The sequence below is a fragment of the Mesorhizobium sp. M0478 genome, from assembly GCF_040321305.1.
Lineage (GTDB): Bacteria > Pseudomonadota > Alphaproteobacteria > Rhizobiales > Rhizobiaceae > Mesorhizobium.
This window is the reverse complement of the sequence record NZ_JAMYRH010000007.1, coordinates 233,444-254,767: the sequence shown is the minus strand read 5'-3', so window position 1 is coordinate 254,767 and position 21,324 is coordinate 233,444. Positions and strand designations below refer to the sequence as shown.

At 61.1% G+C, this 21,324-nt stretch carries 16 protein-coding genes; 6 read left to right on the top strand and 10 right to left on the bottom strand.

The annotated features are described in order from the left end of the window. Nucleotides 1-3: 3 nt before the first annotated feature. The gene (locus NKI64_RS18890) at nucleotides 4-756 is read left to right on the top strand and encodes an RNA ligase family protein (RefSeq protein ID WP_245261339.1); all 753 of its coding nucleotides are present in this window, start codon (nucleotides 4-6) and stop codon (nucleotides 754-756) included. A 34-nt stretch (nucleotides 757-790) separates the two neighbouring features. Here the strand turns inward: NKI64_RS18890 and NKI64_RS18885 are convergent, their stop codons facing one another. Genes NKI64_RS18885 through NKI64_RS18870 form a run of 4 tightly spaced genes read right to left on the bottom strand, consistent with a single transcriptional unit; the run spans nucleotide 791 to nucleotide 4,865 of the window. Then, nucleotides 791-1,432, bottom strand: a complete 642-nt coding sequence (locus NKI64_RS18885) for an ABC-type transport auxiliary lipoprotein family protein (RefSeq protein ID WP_502901386.1) — start codon at nucleotides 1,430-1,432, stop codon at nucleotides 791-793. 37 nt (nucleotides 1,433-1,469) lie between these two features. Continuing rightward, nucleotides 1,470-2,843: an MlaD family protein gene (locus NKI64_RS18880; RefSeq protein WP_023708614.1), complete on the bottom strand. Its 1,374-nt coding sequence runs from the start codon at nucleotides 2,841-2,843 to the stop codon at nucleotides 1,470-1,472. A gap of 14 nt (nucleotides 2,844-2,857) precedes the next feature. Beyond that, nucleotides 2,858-3,676 carry an ABC transporter ATP-binding protein gene (locus NKI64_RS18875; RefSeq protein ID WP_488494662.1) on the bottom strand — a complete coding sequence of 273 codons (819 nt, stop codon included), beginning with the start codon at nucleotides 3,674-3,676 and terminating at the stop codon, nucleotides 2,858-2,860. 1 nt (nucleotide 3,677) lies between these two features. Next, a complete protein-coding gene (locus NKI64_RS18870) occupies nucleotides 3,678-4,865 on the bottom strand; it encodes an MlaE family ABC transporter permease (protein WP_023708615.1) in 1,188 nt (395 codons plus the stop codon). A gap of 77 nt (nucleotides 4,866-4,942) precedes the next feature. Here NKI64_RS18870 and dgcA point away from each other — a divergent pair, with 77 nt between their 5' ends. After that, nucleotides 4,943-5,926 (top strand): N-acetyl-D-Glu racemase DgcA, encoded by a 984-nt coding sequence (dgcA, locus tag NKI64_RS18865; RefSeq protein WP_023711447.1) that lies wholly within the window; start codon nucleotides 4,943-4,945, stop codon nucleotides 5,924-5,926. On the opposite strand, the gene NKI64_RS18860 is transcribed toward dgcA, so the two are convergent. After that, the gene (locus tag NKI64_RS18860; protein WP_023711448.1) at nucleotides 5,897-7,111 is read right to left on the bottom strand and encodes an MFS transporter; all 1,215 of its coding nucleotides are present in this window, start codon (nucleotides 7,109-7,111) and stop codon (nucleotides 5,897-5,899) included. The two genes, dgcA and NKI64_RS18860, sit on opposite strands and share 30 nt — an antisense overlap. 104 nt (nucleotides 7,112-7,215) lie before the next feature. Next, entirely contained in the window at nucleotides 7,216-8,031 is an 816-nt protein-coding gene (locus NKI64_RS18855; protein WP_023694171.1) for a UDP-2,3-diacylglucosamine diphosphatase, read from the bottom strand. Nucleotides 8,032-8,151: 120 nt separating this feature from the next. Here NKI64_RS18855 and NKI64_RS18850 point away from each other — a divergent pair, with 120 nt between their 5' ends. Further along, nucleotides 8,152-8,931: an SDR family oxidoreductase gene (locus NKI64_RS18850; RefSeq protein WP_023806492.1), complete on the top strand. Its 780-nt coding sequence runs from the start codon at nucleotides 8,152-8,154 to the stop codon at nucleotides 8,929-8,931. 159 nt (nucleotides 8,932-9,090) lie between these two features. Then, a complete protein-coding gene (locus tag NKI64_RS18845; RefSeq protein WP_352669364.1) occupies nucleotides 9,091-11,415 on the top strand; it encodes an NADP-dependent malic enzyme in 2,325 nt (774 codons plus the stop codon). 5 nt (nucleotides 11,416-11,420) lie between these two features. Here NKI64_RS18845 and NKI64_RS18840 read toward each other — a convergent pair whose 3' ends face one another. Beyond that, nucleotides 11,421-12,041, bottom strand: coding sequence for a DUF1287 domain-containing protein (locus NKI64_RS18840; RefSeq protein ID WP_023711449.1), 621 nt, complete (start codon nucleotides 12,039-12,041; stop codon nucleotides 11,421-11,423). 203 nt (nucleotides 12,042-12,244) lie between these two features. Here NKI64_RS18840 and NKI64_RS18835 point away from each other — a divergent pair, with 203 nt between their 5' ends. Continuing rightward, nucleotides 12,245-13,441, top strand: coding sequence for a DUF2865 domain-containing protein (locus NKI64_RS18835; protein ID WP_352669361.1), 1,197 nt, complete (start codon nucleotides 12,245-12,247; stop codon nucleotides 13,439-13,441). Here the strand turns inward: NKI64_RS18835 and gltX are convergent. After that, entirely contained in the window at nucleotides 13,359-14,732 is a 1,374-nt protein-coding gene (gene gltX, locus NKI64_RS18830) for a glutamate--tRNA ligase (protein ID WP_023684934.1), read from the bottom strand. The genes NKI64_RS18835 and gltX overlap by 83 nt on opposite strands. 731 nt (nucleotides 14,733-15,463) lie before the next feature. Between gltX and NKI64_RS18825 the strand changes: the two genes are divergently transcribed. Further along, nucleotides 15,464-19,228 (top strand): vitamin B12-dependent ribonucleotide reductase, encoded by a 3,765-nt coding sequence (locus tag NKI64_RS18825; protein ID WP_352669358.1) that lies wholly within the window; start codon nucleotides 15,464-15,466, stop codon nucleotides 19,226-19,228. A 62-nt stretch (nucleotides 19,229-19,290) separates the two neighbouring features. On the opposite strand, the gene NKI64_RS18820 is transcribed toward NKI64_RS18825, so the two are convergent. Next, nucleotides 19,291-19,812, bottom strand: a complete 522-nt coding sequence (locus NKI64_RS18820; RefSeq protein WP_352669355.1) for a hypothetical protein — start codon at nucleotides 19,810-19,812, stop codon at nucleotides 19,291-19,293. Beyond that, entirely contained in the window at nucleotides 19,809-21,164 is a 1,356-nt protein-coding gene (locus NKI64_RS18815; RefSeq protein WP_352669352.1) for an HD domain-containing protein, read from the bottom strand. The genes NKI64_RS18820 and NKI64_RS18815 overlap by 4 nt, the downstream gene beginning before the upstream one ends. Between the last annotated feature and the right edge of the window lie 160 nt (nucleotides 21,165-21,324).

Below are 21,324 nucleotides of genomic sequence, written 5' to 3'. Positions count from 1 at the left end.
CGATTGCTGCATCAAAATGAAAAAGGCGGGAAATTTCCCGCCTTTTTCGTTTGTCATGGATCGAACAATGACGAGCGCAAAGAACTCAGGCTGCCCTTGCTGGCGCGATGGGCTGCAAGCTATGCCTCCAGCATGAGGAAATACGGTCGCACCTTTCATCTGCCGATATCGGTCGGAGCCACCAGCGACGACAAGGTCATGGCGTCGCTTGAAGGACTAAGGGTGGCTGATCTTGTGGTCACCGAGAAGATGGATGGAGAGAACACAACCCTTCATCGCGATGGCTCTCACGCGCGCAGTCCCGATAGCCGTTATCATCCATCCCGAGACTGGCTGAAGGCATTTGCAGCAAATGTTTCACCGCAACTTGCTGACGATGAACGGATTGTCGGCGAGAACCTCTATGCCCGACATTCGGCTGCGTATGATGCGCTGCCGTCATTTTTTCTTGGCTTTGCATGGATCATCGGGACCGAGATTCAACCGTGGGATTTGACCCTGGCCCGGTTTGAGGAACTGGGCATCACTCCTGTTCCCACGCTCTATCGTGGGCCTTTCAGCCCCAACCTCTTCGATAATCTGGCTGCGTCCCTGGATAAGGCCAAGCAAGAAGGCTTTGTGGCTAGGGTTGCCGAAGCATTTGCTGAGGCAGACATGCCCATTCGCATGGGCAAATATGTACGGGCAGGACATGTCCAGAGTGAAACCCACTGGATGAAGGCAGAACTGGTCACCAACCGTCTGGCAGGCGGCTAAGGTTCCTGGGTCTCAAGCGCCTCGCCGGGTTCGCTCAGATCACCGAGTCCGTCCAGCTCACGATATCCTTCGCCGCCTCGCCGAAGGCGCTGTCGAGCGCGCTGACATAGGCCGGATTGCCGCTGCCCGAGACGGGAGCGGATGCGGTGAAGCTCTTCGAGGCGCGCACCTCGCCGTTGCGGTCGTTCAGGATGCGCACGAAGAGATTGACCTCGGCATGCTCGCCACCATTGACGCGGACTTCGAAGGAGCGGATCTCGACGATCACCTGGTAGTCGATCGCCAGCCCCTCGCCCGGCTTGCCGACGCCGGCAAAGCTTCCGGAGCGCTGGAAGGTTTCGGCGAGCCTCGCCTGCACGATCAGCGGCAGCCGGTCGGCCCATTGCGCGCCCTTAAGATACTGGATCGAGCGATCTGACGGCTTGATGACGATGTTCTGGCTGTCCAGCGCCTTGAGCGCGGATGGCTGGGCGATCAGGATCTGGCGGCGGCTGTGGCCATGCGCGTCGATCGACGGGGCGGACAGCTCGAACGTATCGAGTGGCGCCGGCTTGCCTCCCAATGCCGCGCAACCAGCCAGCGTCAGGCCAAGCAAAACGACTGCCGATCTATACCCACCCAACCCGAACGTCACGCGTGATCCCCACTGTCCCCGGATCGTATGATGAATCCGCATCCGCGGTCCATGTAATTGCTGCGGGCGGGCACGGAAGTCAACGCCGTGCCCTGCCATCGAACTGCCGGACCTCGCCGTCGCCGCCCGACAGGATGCGCTGCGGGTTGCGGCTGAGATCGGTCACCGCCTCTTCGATGCGGCTGATCGAACGCCGGCTGTCCTGGACCAGCGCCTCGACATTCGACAGGCCCTGGCCCGAGAAGCGCGCAATATTGTCGGTGATCGTGCCAAGCCGGGCGTTCAGCGTGTCGGCGACCTGCTTGAACGACTTCAGCGTGTCCCTGGCATCGGCCATGACGCCGTCGGCTTGGCCCGAACCGAGCAGCGTATCGACCCTTTTCAGGATGCCGTCGACGCGCACCGAGGCATCGTTGAGGCGCGACGCAAGCTGTTTGGCGTCCTTGATCGTCTCGTCGATGTCGTCGGCCCGGTCGGCGAACTTGTCGGTCACCTTGGCGATGTCGGCGGCGGCCTTGTTGGCATTTTCGCTGGCCTTCTGAATGTTGGCGAGCGCCACGCGCACTTGTGCCGGATCGATGCCGTCGAGCACATTGTCGACCTTGGCCAGCGTGCCTTGCGTGCGCGTGGCGAAATCGTTGACCGAGCCGACCGCGGTATCGACGTTCTTGATCACGCCGTCGAGCTGTCCGCTGGTCTCCTTCAGATTGGCGGTGACGGCGTCCACATTGGCGACGATGCTCTTGATCTTGTCCTTGTCGACGGCATTGAGCAGGCCTTCGGCAGCCTTCAGCGTGCCGTCGAGCTTGCCGGAAACACCCTTCAGCTCATCCGACAGCGCGCTGACGGCGGTCAGGAACTTGTCGATGCCGTCGGCATTCCTGGCCAGCGCATCGGAAAATGTCTGGGCGTTCTTGACGGTCTGGGTCAGCGGCCCGCGCACATCCCTGGTGAAACCTTCGAGTTCGGAAAGCACCTTGTCGGCACGGGTGAAGATATTCTGCGCAGTCTGCAGCAGGTTGGTGACCGCCGATGGATTGGCGACGATCTCGGCGGTCCTGCCTTCCTTTGCCGCCTCTTCCAGGAGATTTGGTTCCTTTGGATCGGCGCCCTTCAATTCGATGTTGACCTGGCCGGCAAGGCTGGCGATGCCGATATCGGCCTGCGTCGATTTGGTGAGCGGCGTTGTCTGGTCGATCTCGGTCGTAGCAATGGCGGCATTGGGGTCATTGCGGTCGAAATAGACGCGCTTGACCACCCCGACCTTGACGCCGTTGAACAGCACCAGACTGCCGGGGCCGAGGCCGGAGGCCGAACCCTGAATGCGCACGCGCAGCTCCGCCGTCTCGCCGCGATCACCGATCTGGGCGGTCCAATAGACGAACCCGAACGCCGCCAGGATTGCAGCCAGGGTGAAAATGCCGACAATTACGTAGTTGGCTCTGGTTTCCATTGCCCCACTTATGTCTATGCGCGCGCGGCAAGATCAAGTTGCCGAGCGCGTTTTCCGCGGAAATAGGATTTGACCCACGGTTCTTCGCTTTTCAGCATGTCGCCGATCGTGCCTTCGACCAGGATTTTCTTGTTGCCGAGCACCGCCACGCGGTCGCAAGCGGTAAACAGCGTGTCGAGATCGTGCGTCACCATATAGACCGTCAAATCCATCGTATCGCGCAGCTTGACCACTAGTTCGTCGAATTCGGACGCGCTGATCGGGTCGAGGCCGGAAGTCGGCTCGTCGAGGAAGACGATATCGGGGTCGAGCGCCAGCGCCCGCGCCAGGGCGGCGCGCTTGATCATGCCGCCCGAAAGCTCCGAGGGAAATTTTTGCGCGGCGTCCGGCGGCAGGCCGACCAGTTCGATCTTGAGCAAGGCCAGCTCGTCCATCAGTTTCTTCGGCAGATCGAGATATTCGCGCATCGGCACCTGCACGTTTTCCTGCACGGTCAACGCCGAAAACAGGGCGCCGTGCTGGAAAAGCACGCCAAGCCGCATATCGATGCGCAACCGTTCGATGTCGCTGGCCTTTTCGAGGTCGAGACCAAACAGCTTGATCGTGCCGGACTGCTTGTGCAGCAGGCCGAGAATCGTGCGCAGCAGCACCGATTTGCCGGCGCCCGAGGCGCCGACGAAACCGAGGATTTCGCCGCGCTTGATGTCGAGCGCCAGTTTGTCGAGGATCAGCTTGTCGTCCAGGGAAACGGTGATATCGCGCACCGACAGCACGATATCGTCTTCTTCCATTCCCTGCACAGCTTTGGTCGCCTTTGAGTTTCTGTGCATCATGTCAGAACTCGATCGATGCGTAGAAGATGGCAAAAAGGCCATCGAGGATGATGACGACGAAGATCGATTTCACAACCGAGGCGGTGACGTGCAGACCCAGCGATTCGGCGCTGCCGCCGACCTTCATGCCTTCTACGGAAGCAATGGTACCGATGATCATGGCCATGAACGGCGCCTTGATCAGCCCGGCGAAGATGGTGCTGATATCGATCGCGCCGCGCAGCCGGTCGATGAAGGCCGTCGGCGCAATACCGGAATAAAGCCAGGCGGCTAGGATGCCGCCGCCAAGAGCGGCAAAATTGGCGACGATGGTGAGACAGGGCAGCGCGATCACCAGCGCCACCAGGCGCGGAAACACCAGCACGCCGATCGGGTTGAGGCCGATGACCTTCAGCGCGTCGACCTCCTCGCGCATCTTCATCGAGCCGATCTCGGCGGTGATGGCGCTGCCGGAGCGGCCGGCGATCATGATGGCGGTCATCAGCACGCCGAGTTCGCGCAGGATCAGCACGCCGACCAGATCGACAACGAAAATGTTGGCGCCGAAATAATTGAGCTGGTAGGCGCCCTGCTGGGCGACGATGGCGCCGACGATCGCCGACATCAGCACCACCACGGGGATGGCGCCGACCCCCATGCGATCGATCTGGTTGAAGATCGCCGCCGGATTGATGGCATGGCCGCGCCCGAGCTTCATCTGGGCGCCGCCGATGGTGGCGCCAAGGATGTTCATCGAGGCGAGGAAATCGTCGCGCATCTCATAGATGCGGCGGCCGACCGCCTCCAGCCCGCGGAGGATGATGTTGGGGCGCCGGACGCCGCGCGATTCGGGCTCGCGCCGGACAGCTTCGCCAACGGCGCCGAGCAGGATCGAGGCGACATCGCTTTGCCCCTGCATCTTGATCTCGACACCCTTCTTTTCGAAGACACTGACCAGGCGATCGATCAGCCAGGCGCCGGCGGTGTCCATCTTCTCGATGTGGGAAAGATCCAAAGCGAGCGTCTGGAAGCCTTTGCGCTGCTCGATCTTGCGCATCTCGGCGTCGATCAGCGCCACTGTCGTCGTCGTCCAGATGCCGGAGAAAGCGCAGCCGAGGACGCCGCCCTCCTCGCCGACCGCAACGCGGGGCTGGTGGTCGGCCTCCTTGGCGGCGTTGCCGCTTGCGTCGCGTTTGCCGATGGTCAACATGGCGTCCTGTTTAGCCTGACGGGTCGTACCTGTCGATTTGCCGACGACGCGTTGTCGCATAGCCGGAGCAGAAAATTATGGCGCGTGTCATTTCGGTTGAGGCCGAGCGTTTTCCCATTGCCGGCACCTTCACCATCTCGCGCGGGTCGAAGACCGAAGCCGAAGTCATTAGCTGCACGATCAGTGATGGGGACAATCGCGGATGGGGCGAATGCGTCCCCTACAAGCGCTATGGCGAGACCATGGAGGGGGTGCGCGACGCCATCGAGGCCATGCGCCGGCAGATAGAAGGCGGCATCAGCCACAAGGACCTGCTCGATGCGATGCCGGCGGGTGCTGCCCGCAACGCCATCGATTGCGCCTTGTGGGACCTGGAGGCGAAGATCAGCGGCGTTGCGGTCGCGGACGCCATCCACGCTGTGCCCTTGTCGGCGCTGGAGACGGCCTACACGCTGTCGCTAGGCGAGCCGGAGGCAATGGCGGCGCAAGCCCGCGCCAATGCCGGGCGGCCGCTGCTCAAGGTCAAGATCGGCGGCGACAACGACATGGCCCGCATCCGCGCCGTGACCGAAGCGGCGCCCGACAGCCGCATCATCCTCGACGCCAATGAAGGCTGGACCGATGCCAACATCATCGAGAATCTCGCTTTCGCCGCCGAACATGGCATAGCCCTGATCGAACAGCCGCTTCCCGCCGGCCATGATGCCATCCTGCGCCACATCGCGCATCCGGTGCCGATCTGCGCAGACGAAAGCGTCCACGAGGCGAAGGACCTCGAAGCGCTTGTCGGCCTCTATGACGCCGTCAACATCAAGCTCGACAAATCCGGCGGCCTGACCGCCGCCCTTACCCTTCGCAACCGCGCCCGGGAGCTGGGATTCGGCGTGATGGTCGGCTGCATGGTTGGCACGTCGCTGGCGATGGCGCCGGCAGTGCTTTTGGCGCAAGGCGCCGACTTCGTCGACCTCGACGGTCCGCTGCTGCTTGCCCGCGACCGCCAGCCCGGCCTCGTGTACCAGGGGTCGCTGGTGTCACCGCCTGACAGGATGCTGTGGGGCTGAACGCGCGGCGAGCCCGATCAGCGCCAGGCCGACGATGGCGATCGGGATCATCGCCAGGAAGCCGTCGACGCCGTAGCGCTCATAAAGCGGGCCGGACGCCAGCGTCACCGCCGCCATGAAGAAGCCGTTGAAGAAATAAGCAATGCCTTGCGCGGCACCAGTGCGCTCTTCCGAAACCGTTTCGCCGATCATCTTCTGCAGGCCGATCAACACCATCGCCACCGACACCGAATGCAGGGTCTGGACGCCGAAGAAGCCGGCGACGCCAAGCCCGAGTGGCCAGATCAACGGAAAGGCGATCCAGCGCACGATGGAGCCGACGCCGGCGATCAGCATCACCTTGACGACTGAGACGGAGGCAAAAATACGGTTGAAAAACACGAACATGCAGACCTCGGCCACTACGCCCCAGGCCCACAGCAGGCCAACGACGGAATCGCTGATGCCGACCGATTTCCAGTAGATGGAGACAAAGCCGTAAAGGAAGGCATGGCTGGCGGTGATGATGCCGACGCCGAGGGTGAAATACAGGAAATACGGATTGAGAAGGCTCGGCGCCTGATGCTGGATATCGGCGGCAGATAGCGGCGAAGCGCGGCGCGGGCGGCCAAGCCGCGGCGCCAGCAATCCGGCGACGAGCGCGGCACACAATGCCGCAAAGATGATTACCGGTACGGCCTGCGGGCTCGTCCAGGCGAGGATAAAGCCGCCTGCGACATTGGCGCAGAGATAGGATATCGAGCCCCATTTGCGCATCGCGGTGTAGTTCGAGCCGAAGCGGCGCACACCCGACAGCGCGAGCGAATCGGCGATCGGCGAATGCGGCGTCCACACCACCGTCAGCGCCAGCGATACGGCAAGCACCATGGCGTAGGTCGGGTTGAGGAAATAGCCGGCGGAAAGCACCATCGTCGCGGCCACCAGCGCGATATAGACATCCGCCCTGTCCTTCGCCCGGTCGGCCAGCGCGGTCAGCAGGGGTGTTGTCACCACGCGCAGGAACATCGGCGCCGCCAGGATGATGGCGATCTGCTCGGCGTGGAAACCCTGGGCATGCAGCCACAGCGGGAAATAAGGCACATGCGTTCCCAGCGACACGAATAATGTCGCGAAGATCAGACTCATGCGCAGTTCGAAATGGCGCGGCTTGACGAGTTGTTCGGGCGAGAGCGGCGGCAGCGACATGAATCGATCCAATTACGCTGCACAAAGGGCTGCAACGCAGATCGATCCCTTAACATGCGCGAAAGCGGTCCGAAACTGCCTGGACCAGTCGATTAACAGGAGGGTTATGCCGCTTCGACGACCCTGTCTTCGATCAGCAAGGGGATGAACGGCTCGTCCGGTACTTCGGGCAGCACCAGCGCCCAGTGGATGATCTCCATCTTGCCGTCGAAATGTTCGACCACCGCCGTGCAGCTCTCTACCCAGTCGCCGGTGTTGATGTACTGCACATCCTCATAAGTCTCGATGGCGGCGTGATGGATGTGGCCGCAGATGACGCCGTCGACATGCGAGCGGCGGGCCTCCTCGGTCAGCACCGTCTGGAACGAGCCGATGAAGTTGACCGCGTTCTTGACCTTGACCTTGGCCCAGGACGAGAACGACCAGTAAGGGAGACCCAGCAAATGGCGGAGCTTCGTCACCACGCGGTTGACCATCATCGCGGCGTCATAGGCGTAGTCGCCGAGGTAGGCCAGCCAGCGTGCATTGTGGACGACGGTGTCGAACTGGTCGCCGTGGATGACCAGCAGGCGCCTGCCATCGGCGGTTTCGTGGATGGCGCGGTCGGCAACGACGATGCCGCCGAAATGCACGCCTTGGAACTGGCGCGCGAATTCGTCGTGATTACCGGCGATATAGGTGATCGAGGTGCCCTTTCGCGCCTTGCGCAGCAGTTTCTGGACGACGTCATTGTGGCTCTGCGGCCAATGCCAGCTGCGCCGCAGACGCCAGCCGTCGACGATGTCTCCGACGAGATAGATGATATCGGCGTCGTGATACCGCAGGAAATCGATCAGGAACTCGGCCTTGGCCGCCTTCGATCCGAGATGCAGGTCGGATATGAACATGCTGCGGAAAGTGCGGGTTTCTGTACCGGACATCAGATCGTCACCGTTGCTTTCGCGCAGGCTATGCCCCGATTCATGCAACAACCGTATGACGGTTGCGATTGGGCCAGCCAAAGGGCTAGCGTACCGCGCCATTCACAGGAGAAAATCGTCATGGATCTGGGCATCAAAGGCAAGAAGGCCATCGTCTGCGCATCGAGCAAAGGGCTGGGCCGCGGCTGCGCCATGGCGCTGGCCGAGGCCGGCTGCGATCTCGTCGTCAACGGCCGCAATGCCGAGCTGCTGGCAAAAACCGCGGCCGAACTGCGCGAACGCTACGGCGTGAAGGTGACCGAGATCGTCGGCGACGTCTCGAAACCCGACGTGCAGAACGCGCTCCTTGCCGCCTGCCCCGACCCGGATATCCTGGTCAACAACAATGGCGGCCCGCCCTTGCGCGATTTCCGCGAACTCGACCGCGCAAAGATCCTCGAAGGCGTGACGCAGAACATGGTGACGCCGATCGAACTGGTGCAGGCCGTCATCGACGGCATGGCCATGCGCGGCTTCGGCCGCATCGTCAACATCACCTCGCTGTCGGTCTACGTCCCGATTCCCGGCCTCGATCTGTCGTCCGGCGCGCGAGCCGGGCTGACCTCGTTCCTGGCCGGCGTGGCGCGCACGGTGATCGACCGCAACGTCACCATCAACAGCCTGCTGCCGGGCAAGCTCGACACCGACCGGCTGCGCGGCCCGCATGAGGCCGGCACGATGGAAGACCCGGCAGCGGCCGCAGCGCGCAAGACCCGCATCAGCGCCGACGTTCCGGCCAAGCGGCTCGGCACGCCGGAAGAGTTCGGCCAGATCTGCGCCTTTCTGTGCTCGGTCCATGCCGGTTATCTCACCGGCCAGAACATCCCGGTCGATGGCGGCCTCTATGTCAGCGCGTTCTGAAGGGCTCAGTGCATCCTCAGCAGGATTTCCGCGCAACCGTTTGAAATAATTCGGTCTTTTCGACCCCGGTTGTTTTAGCCGCCCTTGCGTTATTTGGCGTCGCGAAAAACCATTTTTGCGTGCTAAAAGGCTGCAAAGCAGGTTTGAGGGAGCGGCCGCATGGAAGGCGAGAACAAAAAAACGGCACGTTCGGACCTCGACGAAGCCGCCCTCTACTTCCACAAGCATCCAAGGCCGGGAAAGCTCGAGATTCAGGCAACCAAGCCGCTCGGCAACCAGCGCGATCTGGCGCTGGCCTATTCGCCGGGTGTTGCCGCGCCCTGCCTCGAAATCCGCGACAATCCGGCAACCGCGGCCGATTATACAGCGCGCGCCAATCTGGTCGGCGTCGTCTCCAACGGCTCGGCCGTGCTCGGGCTCGGCAATATCGGCCCGCTCGCCTCCAAGCCGGTGATGGAAGGCAAGGCGGTGCTGTTCAAGAAATTCGCCGGCATCGACGTCTTCGACATCGAGATCGACGCGCCGGGCATAGAGCGCATGGTCGAGACGATCTCGGCGCTGGAGCCGACATTCGGCGGCATCAATCTCGAGGACATCAAGGCGCCCGAATGCTTCGAGGTCGAGGCGCAGTTGAAGGCCCGCATGAGCATTCCCGTCTTCCATGACGACCAGCATGGCACCGCCATCATCGTCGCCGCCGCGGTGCTCAACGGGCTGGAATTCGCCGGCAAGGCCATTTCCGACATCAAGATCGTCACCTCAGGCGCCGGTGCGGCAGCGCTCGCCTGCCTCAACCTGTTGGTTTCGCTTGGCGCCAAGGTAGAGAACATCTGGGTCACCGACCGCTTCGGCGTCGCCTACATGGGCCGCACCGACGAGATGGACCGCTGGAAAGACCCCTATGTGAAGGACACCGAGGCGCGCACGCTGGCCGATGTGATCCCTGGCGCCGACGTTTTTCTCGGCCTGTCGGCCGCCGGCGTGCTGAAGCCGGAATTGCTTGATCATATGGCGCCTAAGCCGTTGATCCTGGCGCTGGCCAACCCCAATCCCGAGATCATGCCGGAGGTCGCGCGCGCCGCCCGTCCCGACGCGATGATCTGCACCGGCCGTTCCGATTTTCCCAATCAGGTCAACAACGTGCTTTGTTTTCCTTACATCTTCCGCGGTGCGCTGGACTGCGGCGCCAGCGCCATTAACGAGGAGATGAAGATGGCGGCGGTCAGGGCGATCGCCGCCCTTGCCCGCGAAGAGCCTTCGGATGTCGCCGCGCGCGCCTATTCCGGCGAGACGCCGATCTTCGGGCCCGATTTCCTGATCCCCTCGCCCTTCGATCCGCGCCTCATCCTGCGCATCGCGCCGGCGGTGGCCAAGGCCGCCTGCGACACCGGCGTCGCGACACGGCCGATCACCGACTTCGCCGCCTATATCGACCAGCTCAACCGCTTCGTCTTCCGCTCCGGCCTGGTGATGAAGCCGGTGTTTTCGTCGGCCAAGGCGTCGACCGCCAAGCGCGTCATCTATGCCGACGGCGAGGACGAGCGCGTCCTGCGCGCAGCCCAGGTGGTGCTGGAGGAAGGCATTGCCGAGCCGATCCTGATCGGCCGCCCGCATGTCATCGAGGTCAGGCTGAAGCGCTACGGCCTGCGTATCAAGCCGGGCGCCGATTTCGGCCTGATCAACCCTGAGGACGATCCGCGCTACCGCCATTATGTCGACCTGTTGATCGAGCTTGCCGGCCGGCGCGGCGTGACGACGGAAGCCGCGCGCACCATGGTGCGCACCGACAATACGGTGATTGCGGCACTGGCCCTCAAACGCGGCGATGCCGACGCCATGATCTGCGGCCTCGAGGGCCGTTTCGAGCGGCATCTGCGCAATGTGACGCTGGTCATCGGACCACGCGCAGGCGTCAAGGACCGCGACCTGTCGACGCTGTCGATGCTGATCTCGCAGCGCGGCATCATCTTCCTCACCGACACCCATGTCTCGGTCGACCCGACGGCCGAGGAGATCGCCGAAATGACCATTCTGGCGGCCGAGGAAATCCAGCGCTTCGGCATCGAGCCGAAGGCAGCGCTGCTGTCGCATTCGGATTTCGGCTCGCGCGATTCACCCAGCGCGCTGAAGATGCGGCAGGCGGCGGCGATCCTGGCGCGCGTTGCGCCCGACCTGCAATGCGACGGCGAGATGCATGCCGATTCAGCCCTGTCGGAGCATCTGCGCCAGCGCGTCTATCCGCATTCGCGGCTGAAGGGCGAAGCCAATCTCCTGGTGTTCCCCAACCTCGACTCCGCCAACATCACGCTGACCGCGCTGCGCACGATGATGGACGCGCTGCATGTCGGGCCGATCCTGCTTGGCACCGACAAGCCGGCGCATATTTTGACGCCGTCGGTGACCTCGCGCGGCGTCGTCAACATGACGGCGCTTGCGGTGGTCGAGGCGGCGCACAAGGCACAGGCGGTGGTTCATTTCAACTGACGCCGTCAGGCAGGCACGAAACGGTAATGCCCGGTCTGCTTGAAGGCGAACAGCGTGTCCTCCTCGCGGGCGCCCGACCCGATATTGTGGATGACCAGCGGCCTTCCCGGCACGTCCGCCGAGCGTTCGGATGAGACGATGACGATGTGCGGCAGGTTGCCGGGCAGCATCTGGGTGACAAGATCGCCCGGCTGAAAGTCGGCAGGATCCTCGCTTACGGCCAAGGAAGCACCCTTGCGCCCGAAAAAGGCGGCAAGGTTGCCGACCCGTCGGTGATCGATGTTGCGGTCGGTCGCTTTCAGACCCCAGGTCTTGGGATAGGCGGCGAAATTGGCGGCCATATCCTCATGCACCAGTTTCTGCAGGTCGAGATTGAAGGCGCGGCGATAGGCGCGCACAATGACATCCGTGCACACGCCCCTATCCGGCGCGACGTCGCCGCCGGGATAGCCGAGGCGGACATAGGCCGGGTCGTAGAAGGTGGTGACGCCGATCTGCTCACGCCCGGCTTCGACCAATTTGCTGCGCCAGTCCGGAGCGGCTGGATTTTCCTGCGCCCGGACGGCGGGCGCCGCCAGGCACAACAGACCGAACTGCAGCGCGGTTCGACGGGTAATCGCGATCATGCCAGCTCCCCGGGGCATTGCTGGATCGTGGGATAATTCCGGGGCGATTGCGCCTTTTTCATGCAGCGGTGAGATCGCACAGTTGCCGCCCTATCCAAACGCCTCCTGCAACGCGTCTATGGGCTAAGACCATCTTTGGTTGTAGATTGAGGGAACGGTTAACGGCGAATCCGGTAGACAGGCAGGCAAGCGGGGTTCGGGCAATGACGGGCGGACGATGGAGGCTGAAGCACCTGGCTGCGCTGCTCGGAGCGCTTGTGCTTTCGGCCGTCGCCACCACTGAACCGCAGGCCGCCTCCCGCGTTTGCCGTCAACTGGAAGCCGAGCTTGCTTCTTCATCGAATGGCGGCGGCAATTCCAGCATGGTGCGGAAGTATGACAAGGCCATCTCCCGCCAGTTCGAACAGCTATCAAAGGTGCGCGGTCGTGCGAGCGATGCGAATTGCGGGTTTTCGCTGTTTTCGCGCAATGTCAGCCAATGTGCTGCGCTGAACAGCAGCATCGATCGCATGAACGCCAATCTCGATGCGTTGCAAGCCAAGCGCGCGCAGCTTGCCGGCGGCGGCTCGCGGCGCGACCGCGGCCGCATCCTGGCCGCGCTCGACGCCAATGGCTGCCGTGACGAGCCCGCGCCGCGCCAGGAGCCGCTGCAGGAAGCCAGCCGCGAACCCGACGACGGCAATCTGTTCGACCAGCTTTTCGGCGGCAACCGGCAGATCGACACGCTCGATCAGCCCGATGATCCCGGCGAGGAGCGCAATGTGCGCCGGGTGCTCAATCAGCCCGGCGTGCCGGATTTCCCGACGGTTGGCGGCGAGTTCCATACGAGCTGCGTGCGCACCTGCGACGGCTATTTCTTCCCGATGTCGAACTCGGCTTCGCTCGGCGATTTCGAGCGCGACCAGAAGAATTGCGAATCGAGCTGCCCCGGCACCGAAATGCAGGTGTTCTATTCGCGCGGCATGGAAGACGATTCGGCCAACATGACGTCGTCGGTGACCGGCAGGCCCTACAGCGAGTTGCCGACCGCCTATCTCTACAAACAGCCCAACATGTCGCGGCCGCTGGCTTGTGGCTGCAATGCGCAGGCCGGAAATTTCGAGATCATCGGCGGCAACCCGCCACCGCCCGAGCAATCGCAGCCTGATACCGAGACAACGCCATTCATTCCGGTGCCGGCGGCCAAACCCGATCCGGGCGCGGATCCGGAGACGCTGGCGAACGTACAAGGCGGGCTCGACCGCGCCGCCATCAAGCGCCTTGCCGTCAAGCCGGTGGTGTCGCCGGCGTCGCTGATCCCGCCGGACCAGCGCAAGGTCAGGGTCGTCGGGCCAGCGTTCCTTCCCGACCCAGCAGCGGCAATAGATCTGCAAGCTCCGGCCCGGAAGCAAGTCCGGTAAGCGCCAGTCTCAGCGGCATGAACAGCGCCTTGCCCTTGCGGCCGCTGGCTTCCCTGATCCTGGCCGTCCAGTCCTTCCACACCGTTCCGGTCCACGGCTCTTCCGGCAACAGGTCGAAGGCCTGCTGCAGGAAGTCGCGATCCTCGTCGGAAAATTCCGGCGCGGGCTGCGGGCCGTCGGCAAGGATGCGCCACCAGCCGACCGCGTCGCTCAGCCGGTCGAGATTGCCGCGCACCGCCAGCCAGAACGGCTCGGCCTTGTCGCCGGAGATGCCGAGCACGATCAGCCGATCCCGCGCCTCGGAAAACGGCATGTGGTGCATGAGCGCACGATTGAGCACGAACAGCTCGTCCGGGTCGAATTTGGCCGCCGATTTCGACGTGGCGGCCGGATCGAAGCGCGCGGCCAGTGCCGGCATGTCATGCACCGCCGCGACATTTTCCGAGGTGCCGACAAGGACGGCCAGCGAAGCCACAGCCATCGGTTCGATGCCCTCCTCGCGCAGGCTTTCGATCGACAGCGCACCGCTGCGCTTCGACAGGCCCTCGCCCGAGGCCGTGGTCAAGAGATTGTGGTGGCCGAAGACAGGCGGCTCGGCGCCCAATGCCTTGAACAGCGCGATCTGCACGCCGGTGTTGGTGACGTGGTCGTCGCCGCGGATGACATGACTGACCCCCATCTCGATGTCGTCGACGACCGAAGGCAGCGTGTAGAGATAAGTGCCGTCCTCGCGCCGCAGCACCGGATCGGACAGTGAGGCCAGATCGACGGTTTCCTCGCCGCGCACCAGATCGTTCCAGTGCACTTCGGTGCGTTCGGGCTGCAGCGGATCGCTGGTGAAATTCGGCAGCAGAAAGCGCCAGTGCGGCCGGCGGCCATCGGAGCGGTATTCGGCGATCTGCTGCTGCGAAAGCGCCAGCGCCTCGCGGCCATAGACCGGCGGCAGGCCGCGCGTGCGGCGCACCTTGCGGCGCAGGTCGAGTTCTTCGGGGGTCTCGTAGCAGGGATAGACAACGCCGGCTCTCTGCAGCCGCTCCACCGCCGCGTCGTAAGTTTCGAAGCGCCGCGACTGGTATTCGGTGGCGTCGGGAAAAATCCCCAGCCAGTGCAGGTCGTAGAGGATGGCGTCGGAAAATTCCTGCCTCGAGCGGGCAATGTCTGTGTCGTCGAAGCGCTGAATGAAACGGCCCTTGTTGTTCATGGCAAACAGCCAGTTGAACAAGGCGGTGCGGGCATTGCCGATATGAATGCGGCCGGTTGGTGAGGGGGCAAAACGGACGGTAACTGTCATGGGCGGGGCGTAACGGATGCTCTTGGAATTGACAAGACGCGCCCCCGCGCGACGCCAAAGACATAATGCACGCCAGCTAAAATGAAAAGGCTGTGAGCCAGAATCCGGCCGGGCCTGTCTCGGGTGAACCGCTCACCAGCGGTCCACGCCGGCAGAATCGGGCTTTCCTCAGCCGCTTTTTGTCCCCGTTATCCACATATGTGACACACAAGATGTTGGGGTCACAAAAGCTACGCAAACGAATCCTTGACGACGCAAACCGAGTCGCCTTTTATGTGCCATGTGCTCTTGTTGAGGGCGCGACCGGAGAGTTTCGAGCCCGGTCATTTTCCCGGATTTTGTGCGTTTTGGCCATGATTTCCGCCTGTTTACGAGGCTGGCGGAAGCGTTGGATCGTGGGGGCTTCGGGAGCGAAAAGGGAGATTTGTCGGACTGGAATAAATTGTCTGTTAACACTATATTTAGTGTTTGCAGGCAGGTTCGACGCTAGATAGTGTGAATTTCCCTCGGTCGAGGGAATCGAGGAAAAATTCAGTTTTGAGGGACCCGCAGGGTTCGGCGCAGAGTTGGAACAGCGGCATCGTAAGAAGCTCGACCAGCAAGGCGACGAAGACTGCCACAAGGAGAGCCGGTGTTTTCGAACGCCGGCAGACGGCGGACATGCGCGTTTCGCATTGGGGGCAGAAATCCCCGGGGAAAAGCGCTATATATAGACAAAAGGGACCGGACCAATGCGCATCGAGCGTCGTTTCACCAAGCCAGGCCAATCAGCTTACGCGGAGATCGAATTCCGCAAGGCGCTTTCGGAGATCAAGAATCCGGACGGCTCGGTGGTGTTCCGCTTGGACAATATCGATGTGCCGGCGCAGTTCTCGCAGGTTGCCGCCGACATCCTGGCGCAGAAGTATTTCCGCAAGGCCGGCGTGCCCGCGCGCCTGAAGAAGGTCGAGGAGAACGACGTCCCCTCCTTCCTGTGGCGCTCCGTCGCCGACGAGGCCGAGCTTGCCAAGCTGCCGGAAGCCGAGCGCTACGGTTCCGAAATCGACGCCCGCCAGGTCTTCGACCGGCTGGCCGGCACCTGGACCTATTGGGGCTACAAGGGCGGCTACTTCAAGTCGGAAGAAGACGCGAGCGCCTTCCGCGACGAACTCGCCTATATGCTCGCCACCCAGCGCGTTGCGCCGAACTCGCCGCAATGGTTCAACACCGGCCTGCACTGGGCCTACGGCATCGATGGTCCGAGCCAGGGCCACTATTATGTCGACCCGTTTACCGGCAAGCTGACCAAGTCGAAGTCCTCCTACGAGCATCCGCAGCCACATGCCTGTTTCATCCAGGGCGTGCAGGACGATCTCGTCAACGAAGGCGGCATCATGGACCTGTGGGTGCGCGAAGCGCGCCTGTTCAAATACGGCTCGGGCACCGGCTCCAATTTCTCGATGCTGCGCGGCGAAGGCGAAAAGCTGTCGGGCGGCGGCCGTTCGTCCGGCCTGATGAGCTTCCTCAAGATCGGCGACCGCGCGGCGGGCGCAATCAAGTCGGGCGGCACCACGCGTCGTGCGGCCAAGATGGTCATTGTCGACGCCGACCATCCCGATATCGAGGAATTCATCGACTGGAAGGTCAATGAAGAGCAGAAGGTGGCGTCGCTGGTCACCGGCTCCAAGATCGTGAAAAAACATCTCGAAGCGATCATGAAGGCCTGCATCAATTGCGAAGGCCATGATGACGATTGCTTCGACCCGTCGATCAACACCGCGCTGAAGCGCGAGATCAAGGCGGCCAAGAAGTCGGCCGTGCCGGAGAACTACATCTACCGCGTCATCCAGTTCGCCAAGCAGGGCTACACCGCGATGTCGTTCAAGACCTACGACACCGACTGGGATTCCGACGCCTACCTCACCGTTTCCGGCCAGAACTCCAACAATTCGGTGTCGCTGAAGGACAATTTCCTGCGCGCCGTCGAGAACGATGCCGACTGGCACCTGACCGCCCGCAAGGACGGCAAGGTGCTGAAGACGCTGAAGGCACGCGACCTCTGGGAAAAGATCGGTTACGCCGCCTGGGCGTCCGCTGACCCGGGACTGCATTTCAACACGACGATGAACGACTGGCACACCTGCGCCTCGGCCGGTGCGATCCGGGCCTCGAACCCGTGCTCGGAATACATGTTCCTCGACGACACGGCCTGCAACCTCGCCTCGATCAATCTCCTGCCCTACCGCAATGCCGACGGCACGATCGACATCGCCGCTTATGAGCACACGGTGCGGCTGTGGACCGTCGTTCTGGAAATCTCGGTGATGATGGCGCAGTTCCCGTCGAAGGAGATCGCCAAGCAGTCCTATGAATACCGCACGCTCGGCCTCGGCTATGCCAACATTGGCGGCCTGCTGATGACGTCCGGCATTCCCTATGATTCCGACGAGGGCCGCGCCATCTGCGCAGCGCTCACCGCCATCATGACCGGCACTGCCTATGCCACCTCGGCCGAGATGGCCGGCGAGCTCGGCGCCTTCGCCGACTACGACCGCAATGCGCAGAACATGCTGCGCGTCATGCGCAACCATCGCCGTGCCGCCTATGGCGAAAAGCAGGGCTACGAGAAGCTCGCCGTCAATCCGGTGCCGCTGGTCGCGTCCGACCTGAAGCAGCAGGAACTGGCCGCGCACGCCAAGGCTGCCTGGGACCGCGCCATCGAACTCGGCGAGGAGCATGGCTACCGCAACGCGCAGGCGACCGTGATTGCGCCGACCGGCACGATCGGCCTGGTCATGGATTGCGATACCACCGGCATCGAGCCCGACTTCGCGCTGGTGAAGTTCAAGAAGCTTGCCGGCGGCGGCTACTTCAAGATCATCAACCGCGCCGTGCCGGAAGCGCTGCGCACGCTGGGCTATTCCGAGAGCCAGCTCGCCGAGATCGAGGCTTACGCTGTCGGCCACGGCAACATGAACCAGGCGCCGGCGGTCAACCCCGGCTCGCTCAAGGCGAAGGGCTTTACCGATGACAAGATCGCGGCGCTTAACGCAGCACTGAAGTCGGCCTTCGACATCAAGTTCGTCTTCAACCAGTGGACGCTGGGCGCCGACTGGGTGAAGGAGACGTTCGGCTTCACCGATGAGCAGCTCAACGACTTCTCGTTCGAGATGCTGCCGGCGCTGGGCTTCTCCAGGAAGGACATCGAGGCCGCCAACATCCATGTCTGCGGTGCGATGACGCTGGAAGGCGCGCCCTTCCTCAAGGCCGAGCATCTGGCGGTGTTCGACTGCGCCAGCCCGTGCGGCAAGATCGGCAAGCGCTCGCTGTCCATCAACAGCCATATCCAGATGATGGCGGCGGCACAGCCCTTCATCTCCGGCGCCATCTCCAAGACCATCAACATGCCCAACGATGCGACGGTGGAAGACGCCAAGGGCGCCTACATGCTGTCGTGGAAGCTGGCGCTGAAGGCCAACGCGCTCTACCGCGACGGCTCGAAGCTGTCGCAGCCGCTGAATTCGTCGCTGCTCGCTGACAGCGAGGATGACGAGGACGATGCGGTCGAGCAGTTGATCGCGGCGCCCGCTTCACAGCGTGCCGTGCAGGTCACCGAGAAGATCGTCGAGCGCGTCATCGAACGCCTCTACCGCGACCGCGAAAAATTGCCGAACCGCCGCAAGGGCTACACCCAGAAGGCAGTCGTCGGCGGCCATAAGGTCTACCTGCGCACGGGCGAATTCGATGACGGCCGCATCGGCGAGATCTTCATCGACATGCATAAGGAAGGCGCCGCTTTCCGGGCGATGATGAACAACTTCGCCATCGCCATCTCGCTTGGCCTGCAATATGGCGTGCCGCTCGAGGAATTTGTCGAGGCCTTCACCTTCACCAAATTCGAGCCGGCCGGCATGGTGCAGGGCAACGACGCGATCAAGAATGCGACGTCGATCCTTGACTATGTGTTCCGCGAGCTCGCCGTATCCTATCTCGGCCGTCACGACCTCGCCCATGTCGACCAGTCGGATTTCGACAAGACGGCACTCGGGCGCGGGATCAACGAAGGCAAGGCTACGCCGTTCTCGAAGGGCCTTACCCGCGGCGCGTCACCAGTGAAGTTGGTGTCGGGCTTAGGTGGCGAACCCAAGGGTTTTGCCGGATCGCCTGCCGCGGCCCCTGCCCGGGTCACTCCAACTGCGTTCTCAGGCTCCAACGTGTTGGCGCTTAAACCAGCAAGCGACGAAGCCATCGCCTACAAGCGCGACTATGAGGAGCGAGCCAAGGAACTGGTCGAAGATATTGTTTCCGAGGAGGCTGCCGACCCCACCGGGTTGTTCACCGACGAAGCAGCGAAAGAAGCGGCCGAGGCAAAGGCGCTTGCCTCCACACGGCGGCAGCAATCCTTGATGCAAGGCTACACCGGCAACGAATGCTCGGAATGCCACAACTTCACCATGGTACGGAACGGCACCTGCGAGAAGTGCGATACTTGTGGTTCGACGAGCGGGTGCAGCTGAGGCTTGATAGCTCTTGCAAATAATCATAAACGCGGTCAATAGCTTTATTGACCGCGTTTTCTTTAGAGGAAGAGGCCTGCTTCTTCGAAAGCTCTGCTCGCCAAATCCGGCAGAATATGAGGCTTTAAGCGGACCAGCTCTTTTATCTTCTCTTCCTTTGAAGAATTCGGCAAGAGCTCCGAAACGTAAATTGCAGTAGCTATCCTCTCAAGCTCAGAGACACTCTTAGGCGCCAGAATTTCGCATATTTGCAAGATAGAAACCTCATACTGAGCAAAAATATTAGATGCAGTTCGATCGAGCGCGCGCCAAAGAATTTCTTTGATATTAAATGAAGGACCATAACCTGGGTTTACTTCAGTCACAAGCAAACCCCGGCTACGCATGTGAACAATACTTTTGCTCAAATCAAATGAAAAAGGTCCGTGCTTGTAAAGCACAAATTCACTTTCGAACGGAACGTGCTTTGCGACTTTCGCGATGAAAGTCGCTTTCTGAACATGCGTTTCGCCCGTCCAGCTGCCACGATCCCTGAGAGCTTTAACGACACCACCAATAAGGACCATTTCTTTAGTAGTAGTCATGTCATAGCCCCTGTGAGCACGGCGTTCCGCTCCCGGGCAATCCAAGCGCGGACGTCCTCAGCAATAGCTGGAGAAGCGTATATTGAATCGACGGTCATAAGAGGGAAATTAGCAAGGATGGGGGACACAGACACGGATGATTCCACGCGACCGTCCGGCATAAGCACCGGAAACAATGCCGGCGACGATCCTTGGATATAAAAATCCGTTTTAATGTTAGCCTCCCCGAAATTCTTCGATAGTATCTTACCAAGCTGATACGCAGGAGAATTTAGCGGCTTGTTGATATCAGGCTCTAAACTCCCACTTTCAATAGCACCTCGAAGAACTTCCTGGTCTGTCGGATTGTAGCTGTAGACGGACCTAAAATGCCCTCGACGGAGAATCGCCTGCGCTGAGTCATGACCCGGAGCGTCCGAATTTCCAAAAGCCGCCCGAATCGATGACATCACCTCATTGTCCGTTTGAGAGAGATGGAACGCAACGTCTTTGCGATAGCCGTTCGCGCCATAGTGACTAACCATGTAGTCAATCAGATGGAGATCATATATCCTCCGAATCGGATGGAAATATACCTGCTCATACATAAAATAGCGAGCCAAAAGAAGAGCTTCGGCCGAATGCAAGCCATTGAACTCGACACCTAGTAAAGGCTCCGTACTTCCTCCATTTCCAACGGATTCGGGCAATATTCGAAGTGACGATATAAGCTTGGCGTGATCAAATTTCCCGTAATTAACACCCGCATAGTACGAATCGCGAAGAAGATAGTCCATTCTATCGACACCAAAAGAATCTCCGGTTATTATTTCTGAAAGAATAGATTCCCAAGTCGAGAAATCTTCGCTTTTCAATTTCTTTTGGCCAACAGCAAGCTTCTGAACATCTTTCACATGGACTCGATGGCCCATGTCCCAGACAGTCCCCATAAGATCACTTGAAATTAGATCTAAGGTCAAATTTTCGTGGTCCTCACCATGAGGTAAAAGCTTCTTCTCTGCCGCATGAGAGAAAGGTAGGTGACCAAGATCGTGTGCCAACGCAGCAAGCGAAACAACAGACCGCCAATATGCAAGATTTTGCCGATCAGGAATTATGTGTTCAACTGTCGGGTGTATATTTGCTGGATCGACTAATATGTCGAATACCTTTTGAGCCAGATGCATTACACCAATCGAATGGTCAAAACGTTTGTGGGTGGCCCCAGGATATACAAACGATGTAAGGGCCAATTGGTGGATGTGTCGAAGCCTCTGAAACGGGATCGAATCCACCAAGGCACGCTGCTGGCGGTCGAGTTCAATGAAGTTGTGTAGTGGGTCTCGGAACTCATGCACTCTCTTTATAGGCATTATTTCTCCCTCGCCTTTTACCTCTCTAAGATGGCGCGGTTACTTTATCAACTCTCTAAGACTAGAGACGGGTGAGACAGAATTTCACTGGAACAGCCCGTTTGGTCGGGATCGACGTTTACCGAATGCGTAAGCGATGGCATTCAGTCTGTCACTAACC